8 protein-coding genes are annotated in these 12046 nt (G+C 70.4%); 3 read left to right on the forward strand and 5 right to left on the reverse strand.

What is annotated here, in order from left to right:
• Positions 1-298 precede the first annotated feature (298 nt).
• Positions 299-2218, reverse strand: coding sequence for an ABC-F family ATP-binding cassette domain-containing protein (locus tag VK923_03050; GenBank protein ID HSJ43644.1), 1920 nt, complete (start codon positions 2216-2218; stop codon positions 299-301).
• A gap of 71 nt (positions 2219-2289) precedes the next feature.
• On the opposite strand from VK923_03050, the gene VK923_03055 reads away from it, so the two are divergent.
• Together VK923_03055 and VK923_03060 are read left to right on the forward strand one after the other, a co-directional pair.
• On the forward strand, positions 2290-2682 hold the full coding sequence (locus tag VK923_03055; GenBank protein ID HSJ43645.1) for a hypothetical protein: 393 nt from the start codon (positions 2290-2292) through the stop codon (positions 2680-2682).
• A 100-nt stretch (positions 2683-2782) separates the two neighbouring features.
• Positions 2783-4951 (forward strand): HDIG domain-containing protein, encoded by a 2169-nt coding sequence (locus VK923_03060; protein HSJ43646.1) that lies wholly within the window; start codon positions 2783-2785, stop codon positions 4949-4951.
• Between the two features lie 56 nt (positions 4952-5007).
• On the opposite strand, the gene VK923_03065 is transcribed toward VK923_03060, so the two are convergent.
• From VK923_03065 to glgP (VK923_03080), 4 genes are all read right to left on the reverse strand, one after another.
• Positions 5008-6561 (reverse strand): aldehyde dehydrogenase family protein, encoded by a 1554-nt coding sequence (locus VK923_03065; protein HSJ43647.1) that lies wholly within the window; start codon positions 6559-6561, stop codon positions 5008-5010.
• A gap of 461 nt (positions 6562-7022) precedes the next feature.
• Positions 7023-7745, reverse strand: coding sequence for a hypothetical protein (locus tag VK923_03070; GenBank protein HSJ43648.1), 723 nt, complete (start codon positions 7743-7745; stop codon positions 7023-7025).
• On the reverse strand, positions 7637-8119 hold the full coding sequence (glgP, locus tag VK923_03075) for an alpha-glucan family phosphorylase (protein ID HSJ43649.1): 483 nt from the start codon (positions 8117-8119) through the stop codon (positions 7637-7639). Before glgP (VK923_03075) ends, VK923_03070 begins: the two co-directional genes overlap by 109 nt.
• Positions 8116-9177: an alpha-glucan family phosphorylase gene (gene glgP / locus VK923_03080; protein ID HSJ43650.1), complete on the reverse strand. Its 1062-nt coding sequence runs from the start codon at positions 9175-9177 to the stop codon at positions 8116-8118. The genes glgP (VK923_03075) and glgP (VK923_03080) overlap by 4 nt, the downstream gene beginning before the upstream one ends.
• Before the next feature lie 877 nt (positions 9178-10054).
• Between glgP (VK923_03080) and VK923_03085 the strand changes: the two genes are divergently transcribed.
• A complete protein-coding gene (locus VK923_03085) occupies positions 10055-12004 on the forward strand; it encodes an alpha-1,4-glucan--maltose-1-phosphate maltosyltransferase (protein ID HSJ43651.1) in 1950 nt (649 codons plus the stop codon).
• Positions 12005-12046: the final 42 nt, after the last annotated feature.

The following is a 12046-nucleotide window of genomic DNA, read 5'->3' on the forward strand; positions in this document are numbered from 1 at the left end:
GGTGCTCACGTCACGGTCAACGCTAGCCGCGCCGGTCCCCGGCGGAGCACCGCACCCACCGCTCCTGGGGACGCGCCCCAACACCGAGCCGCCGCAACGTCCCACACCACGACACGCCCACCATCTGGAGACGCGCCCCAACACCGAGCCGCCGCAACGTCCCCACACCACGACACGCCCACCATCTGGGGACGCGCCCCAACACCGAGCCGCCGCAACGTCCCCACACCACGACACGCCCACCATCTGGGGACGCGCCCCAACACCGAGCCGCCGCAACGTCCCCAGAGCGATCGGGTCACGAGGCGTCGTCGACCTGCACGACGAGATTCTCCCAGCGGCGCTCCGCGCCCGCGACACGGTCGGAGACGACGGCGTGCTCCATGGTCAGCTCCCGACCCGCCTCGGGGTCCTCGTAAGTCGTCGGGTCGGAGAGCGCGGCCTCGAGCTCGGCGAGCCGCTGCTCGACCTGCTCGAGCTCCGCCTCGGCGCGGGCCAGCTCGTCGCGCAGCCCCTGGGTACGCCGCCGCTGCTCCGCCGCGTCGCGGCGCTGCTGCCTACGGTCGACCGGACGGCGCTCCGAGGCCGACGGCGCGACTGTCGTGTCGTCGGCGCCGTCGTCGCGCTGCCCCGCGAGGTGGGCGTCGAGGTCGTCCTCGGACAGCGCCGCCGTGCCGCCGCCGACGGCGCAGATGCCGTCGGCGACCTCCCGGATCAGCGCCCGATCGTGGGTGACGAGCAGCACCGTCCCGGCGTAGGCGTCGAGGGCGGAGGTCAGCAGCTCCCGGCTTGCCAGGTCGAGGTGGTTGGTGGGCTCGTCGAGGCACAGCAGGTTCGCCGGCCCGACCACGAGCTTCGCGAGCGCCAGACGCGCACGTTCTCCGCCGCTGCACTGGCCGACTCGCTTCTCGACCGCGTCGCCGGGGAAGCCGAACGCGCCGAGCACCGAACGCGGGTTGGTCGCGCGGTCGTGCAACACCGAGTCGAGCTCGGCCAGGACGGTGCGGTCGAGGTCCAGCGCGTCGGCGTGGTGCTGCGCGACGTATGCGGCCGTGACGTTGTGACCTAGCCGGCACGTGCCGCCGTCCGGATCCTCGACGCCGGCGACGATGCGCAACAGCGTGGACTTTCCGGCACCGTTGGGCCCGAGGACCGCGATCGTCCGCCCCCGTTCCACGACCAGGTCGAGCCCGTCGAACACCGTCGTGTCGCTGTAGGCCTTGCGGACGCCGTCGAGCACAACGACGTCACGCCCGGACCTGGGCGGCGTCGGCAGCGACAGCTTCACGCGCAGTCCGGTCGGTCGCCTGACCTCCACCCGCTCGAGCTTCTCCAGCGCCTTGACACGGCTCTGTACCTGCCGCGCCTTCGTGGCCTTCGCACGGAACCGTTCGATGAACGCCTCGGTCTGGGCGATCTGCCTGGCCTGCGTCGCAGCGGCCGCCTCGATCCTGGAGCGCTCGGCGTCGCGCTCCTCCACCCAGATGCTGTACATGCCGCTTCGGAACCGCCACCCACCGGCGCCGTCGAGCTCAAGGATGTGCGTGGCGATCTCGTCGAGGAACCAGCGGTCGTGGCTGACGGCGACCACGGCACCGCGGTAGCCGGCGACGTACCCGGCGAGCCAGTCGGCGGCCGCGAAGTCGAGGTGGTTGGTGGGCTCGTCGAGGAGCAGCACGTCGGGGGTTCGCAGCAGCAGTCGTGCCAGCGCCACGCGCATCATCCACCCGCCCGACAGCGTGGCGATGTCGGCCGACATCGCATCGTCTTCGAAGCCGAGCCCCGCGAGCACCTTGCGGGCGCGGGCCTCGACGCTGTAGCCGGCCGCGATGGCGAACCGGTCCTGCAGTGTGCCGTAGCGCCGCAGCAGCACCTCCCGCTCGTCGTCCGCCGATGCGGCGATGCGGTGCTCGAGGTCGCGCAGGTCGCGCTCCCCCTCGACGACATCGGCCGCGGCATCGAGGACCGCGTCGAGCACGCGACGGTCACGAATGACCGTGACGTCCTGCCGCGCGTGGCCGACGGTCACGCCACCGGCGCGTGTGACCGTCCCGGCGTCGGGCGCCTCGTCGCCGGCGAGCAGCTCGAGCAGGGTCGTCTTGCCCGACCCGTTGGCTCCGATGACGCCCACGCGCATGCCAGGGATCACCTGGAGGTCCAGGTCGCGGAGCACGACGTGGGAGCCGTGCGCTCTGGTCAGTCGATTGGCAGCGAGCACGTGAGCAGCCTAGTCAGATGCGTCGTCACCCGAGCACGCGGCCGGCACGCGCGACTATAGGCTGCTGGCCCATGGATCTGACGACACCCCACTTCTGGATGGGCTTCGCCCTCGTCTCGGTGTGGGCGATCGTCAGCGGCTGGTCGTTCGCTCTGCGCATGCTGCGGTATGACGAGACGCCCACGTTCTGGCGCGCCGTGTCGGTCGCGCAGGTGCTGCTGGTCGTCCAGCTCGTCATCGGTCTCGTGTTGCTGGTCCTCGGCGGACGGCCCGGCGACGGGTCGCTGTTCAACTACGTCTTCCACCCGCTCTACGGGATCGTGTTCCCACTACTGACCCTGTTCTTCGCCCACAAGTGGGCGCGCGAGGGCCGGTACCATCCGCACGTGGTGTTCGGAGTCGGCGGGCTCGTGATCTTCGGCCTGACGGCACGCGCGATGATGGTCGGACTCGGGATCGGTTGACGAACAACTCGGATGCCGATGAGGCAGACTGGGCAGCGGACATCTACAAGACTCGCACGGACGGTGCGATCATCGCGATCGCGACGAAGGGTACGTGCCAGTGGCACCATTAGCCGGATCCGACTGGGCACAACGGGCACTCGCGGCGGTGCTCGTGTTCATCGGCATCCCGGCGATCCTGTCGATCTCGGCGTTCTGGCAGGAGGCACCCATCCGGGTCGGCGAGCGGTCCCCACGCACGGTGCTCGCACCGGACCCGATCCGCGTGCAGGACCCCGAGACCACGGAGCGTGAGCGCCGCAACGCGGCGGAGAGCGTTGAACCCGTCCTGGTGCCCGACAACGAGGCGCGGGCCGCCATCGTCCAGAACGTCGACGACACCTTCGCGAGGATCGAGAAGGCGCGGGAGCCCGGCAGCGGCGACGACAAGCAGGTCCTGAGCGCAGACGAGCAGGTCGCCAGCCTCGTCGAGCAGCTGGAGCTCGGCCCGTCGCCCATCCGCGCGCTGGTCGAGCTCGACGACGAGGAGCTGGTCATCGCTCGCGCCCAGGCCGTCGAGCTGGCCCAGGACCTCGCACAGCGTGACTTCACCGAAGGTGAGATCGAGCAGACCGTCGACCGGATCGACAGCCTGCTCGCGGTCCGTAGCTTCCCGGACGACGTCGGGCAGACCGCGGTGAAGCCGATCCTCGTCGAAGCGCTGGAGCCCACGGTCCGTGTGGACGAGGAGGCGACGGCGGCGCAGCGCGAGGCGGCGGCGGCGGCGGTCGCCCCGCTGGAGAAGAGCTTCGCTCCGGGTGCCCCGGTCGTGCAGGTCGGCGACATCGTCACCGAGGTCCAGATGTCCGCGCTGCAGGCCCGCGGGCTCGAGGGCGCCGATCCGTGGCTGACCGCCGGACGCGCCCTGGCGCTGACCGCGGCGATCGCCGGCAGCCTCGGGTTCTACCTTCGTGCGTACCGGCGGGAGACGTGGGCGACGGCCCGCCTGGTGCTGCTGCTGGCGGTGCTGGTCACGCTGTTCGCACTCACCCTGCAGGCGGTCGTGCTGCTGACGTCCGGCACCGGGCCACTCGTCTACCTACTGCCGGCGGGTGCGTTCGTGATGCTGACGACGATCCTGTTCGACCCACCGGTCGGCGTCCTGATGACGATCCCGATCACCACGATCGTGTCGTTCATGGCGCCGGCGCGGCCGGGCCTGACGGCGTTCGCGGCGTTGAGCTGCCTGGCCAGCGTCCCGCTGGTCTCACGGCTGTCCGCCCGGGGCGCCCTGCGCCGGGCCGCCTGGCATTCCACGCTGGCCTACGGCGCGTTCGCCGGTGTGCTGGCCGCGGTGTTCGACGAGCCCGTCGAGGTCGGCTACGCGACGCTCGCCGGCCTGGGCGCCGGGATCCTGTCGGCGGTCATCGTCAACGCCACTCTGCCGTTCCTCGAATCGGTGTTCGGCGTGCTCACGGCGACGAGCCTGTTGGACCTCGCCGATCGCAACCACCCCCTGCTGCGCGAGCTGGAGCAGAAGGCGCTCGGCAGCTACAACCACTCGGTCGAGGTGTCGAAGATGACCGAGCGCGCCGCCCGCGCCGTCGATGCTGACAGCCTCCTGGTGAGCGTCGCCGCGCTCTACCACGACATCGGCAAGGTCCAGCGGCCCTACTTCTTCGTCGAGAACCAGTTCGGCATCGACAACCCGCACGAGAACCTCGAGCCTGAGGTGTCGGCGCGCATCATCAAGGAGCACGTCACCGACGGCATCCAGATCGCCCGCAGCTACCGCATGCCCGCCGAGATCGTCGAGGGCGTCCGCACCCACCACGGCACGACGCTGGTCGGCTACTTCTTCCGCAAGGCCGCAAACGCCGCACCGGAGGGCACCACCGTCGACGAGCGCCCCTACCGCTACGACGGCAAGAAGCCGGCGTCCAAGGAGATGGCGATCCTGATGCTGGCTGACTGCTGCGAGGGCGCGACGCGCGCGGCGGCGTTGGCGGACCGCAACCTGACCCGCGAAGCGATCGCGGGCATCGTCACCGGCCTGATCGACGACCGCGTCGAGGACGGTCAGCTCGAGGAGGCCAACATCACGTTCCGCGAGCTGCGGACGGTCCGGGAGTCGTTCATCGAGTCGTTGTGCTACGTGTACCACCCGCGGATCACGTACCCGGAGCTGCGCCCGCGGTCGACGACGGTCGGCACGCAGAACGCTCCCACCAACGGCGCGGGCAACGGCGTCACCCGCGACCGGGTCGGGGACTCCGCCGCGTCGCAGTGACACGCCGACGTGTGCGGCGGCCCCGCTCCCGGTCGCGGATCCCCGGAGCCCGCCGCTCAGCGCTCCAGACGGAAGCCGAGGTCGGCCGGGACGTCCTCGATGTCCATCTGCGCTTTCTGCAGCTTGCCGGCGTAGTCCCAGTTGACCGACTGCCACCGGGTGAACTGGTCGAGCACCCACTGACCTGACAGGCGGCTGCCGTTGCCCGACCTTCCGTTGCCGCCGAAGGGAAGATGCGCTTCGGCGCCCGACGTCGAGTTGTTGACGCTGAGCATGCCGGCCGAGACGCTCTCGCGGAAGCGGAACACGCTGCGGGGATCGGTCGTGTAGATCGCGCTCGACAATCCGTAGCCGTGCCCGTTCGAAAGCTCGATGGCCTCATCGAGCCCGTCGCACGGCATCACGCCGACCAGCGGACCGAACGTCTCGAAGCGGTACAACTCGTCATCGGGTCGCACGCCCGTGACGATGGTCGGGTGGTAGAAGATGCCGCCGTCCGCGTCGCCGAGGAAGCCCTCACGGGGGTTGTCGGCCGTGATGCGGCCGACGCCGGTGGACCCGCTGACCTCGTGGTGATCACGGATCAGGTCGAGCCAGCCCTCAAAGCGCTCCGCGAACCGGGCATCGAGCATCGGACCGTACAGCACATCCTCACGCGGATCGCCGATCACGGCCCGCGCGGTCGCCGCGGTGAACCGCTCGACGAACTGGTCGTGGGCCTCCGACGCGACGATCGCGGTGCCCAGCGACGTGCAGCGCTGGCCGGCCGTGCCGAACCCGCTGAACAGCGCGCCCTCGACGGCCAGGTCCATGTCGGCGTCGGCGAGCACGACCATCGGGTTCTTGCCACCCAGCTCGAGGCACGGCTGTTGGAGGTGGCGCCCGCACAGCGCGCCGATCTCACGGCCCACCTCGGTTGACCCGGTGAACCCGACCTTGTCGACCAGGCCCGTGTCCAGGGCCCGCTCGAGGCCGGCGAACGTGTCCTTGCCCTCGGCCAGCACCAGGTTCAGCACGCCGTCGGGCAGGCCGCCGTGGGAGAACAGCTCGAACAGCGCGTGCCCGGCGGCGGCGGCGTACTCGGCCGGCTTCCAGACGACGGTGTTGCCGCACAGCAGCGCCGGGACCAGGTACCACGAGGGCACTGCGACGGGGAAGTTGCCGGCCGTGATGATGGCGGCGACACCAACCGGCATGCGGTACGTGAACAGCTGCTTGTCACGCATCTCGCTGGGCACGGTCTGCCCGTACGGACGGCGACCCTCGCCCAGGAAGAAGTCGCAGGTGTCGATGATCTCCTGGACCTCGCCCAGCGCCTCCGCGTAGGGCTTGCCTATCTCGTCGGTCACCAGACGGGCCAGCTCCTCCTTGTTGGCCTCGACGATCCGGCCGATCTGCTGGACCACCCGCCCGCGGCGCGGCGCCGGGGTCGCGGCCCAGTCGAGCTGGGCCGCGCGCGCCGCCTCGCACGCGGCCACCAACGTGTCGGCATCACCCAGGTCGACCTCCGCGACGACCTCCTCGAGTCGGGCCGGGTTGACGTTCGTGCGCAAGGTGCTCGTGGAGCCGTGGCGCGCACCCGCGACGATCGAACTGACGTGCTTGACCATGGTCACCTCTCCGACGGCGTCGCTGCTGCACACGATGCCGTCTGGCGGCGTGTGCGTCCAGCGGATGGTCCGCATCCACCCGGCAAGCGTTAACGTGCCGGAAATCGGCTGCAAACGTGGGAGCCACGAAGCACTTCTAGTGTTGCCTCCGTGCTGGTCGCCCACCCTCGCCGTGGCGCATGCGCCACGTACCGCGGTCAGCACCATCGCACCGACCGCGGCGGGCTCTTCGGCTCGGGCCCGCCGCGGCGGTGCGCTTCTGCGTGTGCGCGACGCCACGGCGGACCCGCGGTGTGGGCGACACGTCGGGGGGGCAACACGTCGAACGTGGCCCAAACATCGCGCATACGCCGAACCCGCCCCCGCCCCGCAGTCCGCACCCCGAAGGTCGTACAGCGAACCTCGGGTTGGTGAGCGGAGTTCGGCGTGCGAGTTGGCACGGAGGTAGCGCACCGTCGGGGTCAGGAGGGGGGCTGGTGCTCCACGGTGGCGGCGTCGGTCGTCGGCCACACCGCGCGGCCGGTGTCGGCCACCGACAACAGGTCAGCGTGCAACGGCACGATGCGCACCGTGAAGCCGAACTCCCCCGACCGGGCGCAGCGGAAGCGTGCGTGGTAGCGGGCGGCTCCGCTGTGCCCGCCGTCGAGTGTCATGGGCTCGATCAGCACACCGGTGATCCGGCCGTCGGCGTCGACCGCCCCGTGCACGACCTCGACACGCACGTCATCGGCGCGCAACGCCCCGAGGTCAACCTCGGCCCGTACGTCACGCCTCGCGCCGACCGCCGTCACGGAGTCATCGGCGGTTACGCTGACGACGCGGACACCCGACCAGGACCCGTCGATGCGCTCCCGCCACGCCGACAGCGCCCTTGCGCGGGCATGGTCGTCGGCAGCCAGCGCGCGTGCCCGGTCGGCGAGCGGTACGTACAGGTCGGTCACGTACTCGCGCACCATCCGCGACGCCAGCACCCGCGGCCCGAGCGTCCGCAGCGACCGGCGCACCCGTGCCAGCCACCGGCGCGGCAGCGGACCGGTCGAACGGTCGTAGAACATCGGGACCATGACGTGCTCGATCACGTCGAACAGGGACTGCACGTCGGCCGCGTCCTGCTGGCCGACGTCTCCGAGGTCGTCGTCGCTGCCGATGGCGAAGCCGTTGTCGCCGTCGTACATCTCGCCCACCGGCCGTCCAGCGTCGGGCAATGCAGCGCGCCGTTGAGCACGGCTTTCTGACCCGACGTGCCATACGCCTCGTGGGGGCGGCGCGGCGTGTTGAGCCACACGTCCACGCCGGAGTACAGGGAACGCGCGATGCCGATGTCGTAGTCCTCGACGAACACCAGGCGTGTGCGCAGGTCCGGGTCGGCGCTGAAGTGGATGAGCTGGCGGATCAGGTCCTTGCCGAGGTCGTCCCGGGGATGGGCCTTGCCGGCGAACACGAAGAACTGCACTGGACGGTCAGTCGCGAGCAGTAGCCGGCGCAGACGCTCGGGGTGGCGCAGCAGCAGGGCGCCGCGCTTGTACTCCGCGAATCGGCGGGCGAAGCCGATCGTCAGCGCGCCGGGTCGCCGATGTCATCGGTCCACTCGAGCGCGGTCGCCCGCTCGCCACGCCGCTGCACCTGGGCGCGCACGGCGCTGCGCACACGTCCGAGCATGCGCTCGCGGGCCCGCTCGCGAGCCCGCCACAAGCGTCGTCGGTGATCTCGTCGACGCGGTCCCAGGCCAGCGGGTTGTCCGGCCAGTCCGGCGCGAGGTGGCGCTCGTACAGGTCGGCCATCTCGAGACCGATCCACGTCAAGGCGTGGACACCGTTGGTCACCGACGTGATCGGAGTCTCCTCCTCGGGCAGGTCGGGCCACAGCGCGGAGAACGTCCGGCGCGAGACCCGCGCGTGCAGCTGGGACACGCCGTTGGCAAGCGCTGACAGCCGCAGGCCGAGCACGGCCACGTTGAACGGCTCGTGCGGGCCGGGCGTGTGCTGGCCCAGGGCGAGGACGCGGTCGACTTACGCCGCACGACGCCGCGACGTCCGGCAGGTACCGGCGCATCAGGTCGGCCGGAAACTTGTCGATGCCCGCCGGCACCGGCGTGTGGGTGGTGAACAGCACGCCGGCGCGGGCGGCCTCGACCGCCTCGTCGAACGACAGCCCGTCATCGTTGATCAGGCTCCGGACACGTTCCAACTGCAGGAACCCCGCGTGGCCCTCGTTGGAGTGGAACAGCTCGGGCGTGGCCGGCACCTCGCCCATCGCGATCGCCGGGCGCAGCGCCCGCACCCCGCCGATGCCCAGCACCAGCTCCTGGCGCAGGCGGTGTTCGGTGTCGCCGCCGTAGAGCCGATCCGTGACCTCGCGGTCGGCCTGCGCGTTGCGCGGGTGGTCCGTGTCGAGCAGCAGCAGCGGCACGCGACCGACGTCGGCCTTCCAGATCTGGCACGCGACCTGCGCGCCGGCGAGGTCCACCGACACGGTCGCCGGCTCGCCGTCGATCTCGAGGCGGCGCAGCGGCAGGGAGTGCGGGTTGAGATCCGGATAGCGCTCACGTTGCCAGCCGTCGGCGTCGAGATACTGGTTGAAGTAGCCATGGCGGTACAGCAGGCCGACGGCGACCATTGGGAGTCCGGGGCGTCGCTCGCCGCCTTGAGGTGGTCACCCGCCAGGACGCCGAGGCCACCCGAGTAGGTCAGCAGCACGTGGGTCAGCCCGAACTCGGGCGAGAAGTAGGCCACGACCGGCAGCGTCCGGTCGTCGCTGGTGGCCCACCGCGGACCCTGCAGATACGCCGCGAGGTCGCTGTGCTGACGCATGAGCGCGGCGACGAACGCGCGGTCGGCGGCCAGCCCCGAGATGCGCGCCGGCTCCAGCGCGCCCAGCAGGGCCACAGGGTTGCCGGTCGCCTCCCACAGCGTCGGATCGGCCCAGCGGACGAGCTCCCGGGTCTGGTGGTCCCATACCCAGCGCAGGTTCGTCGCGAGCTGGTGCAACGGCTGCAGCTCGGCTGGCAGGGACGGTCGCACCTGGAACGTGCGCAACGCTTCGATCACGGGCCGTTGCCTTCATCATGTGGTGATCGAGGGTCCACGCCGCACCGGGCGCCCGCCGACGGGGTCCGGGTGCGACGTGGCGACGTCGCAGCCTAGCCGCCGCGGTCGGCCGGCTCCGCTCCTGCATCCGCATCTCTCCAGCACCCTGCGACTCGAACGCCAGCCAAACGACCCGGCTCCGGAAACAGGCCCCACGATCCCAGTCCGGCGAAGCCGGTCCACCAGTCGTTCGTGGAACCAGGCCCCACGATCCCAGTCCGGCGAAGCCGGTCCACCAGTCGTTCGTGGAACCAGGCCCCACGAAGAAATCCGGCGGCGAGCGCGCGTAGGCTGCCCGCCGGATCGGGTAACACCACTGACAGGGTGCTGCTCGCTGGCGGCCTTCGTCCCTGGCCGAACGGAGCGCGGAGCCCGACACGCGATGACGTAGCCCACGTGGAGGACCAGTGAAGAACCGAGTCGTCATCTCGAGCATCACGCCCACGGTCGATGCAGGCCGCTACGCCGTCAAGGCCGTCCTCGGAGACGACGTCATCGTCCGCGCCGACATCCTCCGCGAGGCTCACGACCTCCTGGCCGCGTGCATCCGCTTCCGCGGCCCCGACGACACGCGCTGGCGCGAGGCTCCGATGCGGGAGGACGTCAACGACCGCTGGTACGGGGCGTTCCCGGTTGACGCCGTCGGGCCGTGGCGGTACGCCGTCATGGCGTGGACCGACCACTACCGGTCGTGGCTGCGTGGGATCCGCCGGAAGGTCGAAGCCGAGACCAGCGACGTCGAGCTCGGGTTCGCCGACGGCGCCCTCCTGCTGGAGCGACGGCTGGAGCGGCTGCCGCGCGCCGCGAAGGAGGTGCTGACAGAGGCCATCGAGGTCATGCGTGGCGACGTCGGGCCGGCCCGCAAGCTGGCGGCGGCAGCCGACGAGGACCTGCTGGCGCTGCTGGACCGCCATCCGGAGCGGCTGGACCGGACGATCTCCAGGCCCGACCTCCCGCTGTGGGTTGATCGCGAGCGCGGCAGGTTCAGCACCTGGTACGAGCTGTTCCCCCGCTCGTACGGCGCGACCGAGACGACCAGCGGCACCTTCGCCGACGCCGCCAAGCGCCTGCCGGCGATCGCGGGAATGGGCTTCGACGTCGTCTACCTCCCGCCGATCCACCCCATCGGCACCACCAACCGCAAGGGCACGGGCGGCCCGCACGACCTGGATCCCAGCCCCGACGCGCCAGGGGTGCCGTGGGCGATCGGCAACGCCGATGGTGGGCACATGTCGGTGCACCCCGATCTGGGCACCATCGAGGACTTCGACGCCTTCGTGGCCGAGACGCGCGCCAACGGCATGGAGGTCGCGCTTGACTTCGCGATCCAGTGCTCACCGGACCACCCGTGGGTCACCGAGCACCCGGACTGGTTCCGCCACCGCGCCGACGGGTCGATCGCCTACGCCGAGAACCCGCCCAAGAAGTACCACGACATCTATCCGATCGACTTCGACACGCCCGACATCGACGGACTGACCGCGGAGCTCAAGCGCGTGGTCGAGTTCTGGATCGGCCACGACGTCAAGATCTTCCGCGTCGACAACCCGCACACCAAGGCGCTGCCGTTCTGGGAGTGGTTGATCGCCGAGATCCACGCCGAACACGCCGACGTGCTGTTCCTCGCCGAGGCGTTCACGCGACCGAAGATGATGCAGACGCTGGCCAAGCTCGGCTTCAGCCAGAGCTACACGTACTTCACGTGGCGCAACTACAAGCACGAGCTGATCGACTACGTCACCGAGCTCGCACACGGCGAGATGGCCGACTATTACCGGCCGAACTTCTGGCCGAACACACCCGACATCCTGCACGAGTACCTGCAGCACGGCGGTCGGCCCGCGTTCAAGGTCCGCGTGGTGCTGGCGGCGCTGCTGTCGCCGTCATGGGGGATGTACTCGGGGTACGAGCTCGTCGAGAACACCCCGCTGCAGGAGGGCAGCGAGGAATACCTGCGGTCCGAGAAGTACGCCTACCGTCCCCGGGACTGGGACCAGCCGCACAGCCTCGCGCCCTACATCACGCGGATCAACTCGATCCGGCGGTCGTTCGTCGCGTTCCGGCGGCTGCGCAACGTGTGGTTCCATCACATCGACAACGATGAGATGCTGTGCTACTCCAAGGTCGGAGCCGACCGCAGCGACGCGGTGCTCGTCGTCGTCAACCTCAACCCGTTCGAGCCGCGGGACGCGACGACCTGGCTCGACATGTGGCAGCTGGGGCTCGAGCACGCCGGACCGTTCGAGGCCTACGACCTGCTGACCGAGACATCACACATCTGGCACGGACCCGCGAACTACGTCCGTCTAGACCCGTCTCACGAACCTGCGCACGTGTTCGCGCTGCGTGCGCTGTAGCCCCACCCGACCCCACAGGCCGCGAGAGAAGGGGCGCAATCC

The organism is Euzebyales bacterium, assembly GCA_035461305.1.
Lineage (GTDB): Bacteria > Actinomycetota > Nitriliruptoria > Euzebyales > JAHELV01 > JAHELV01.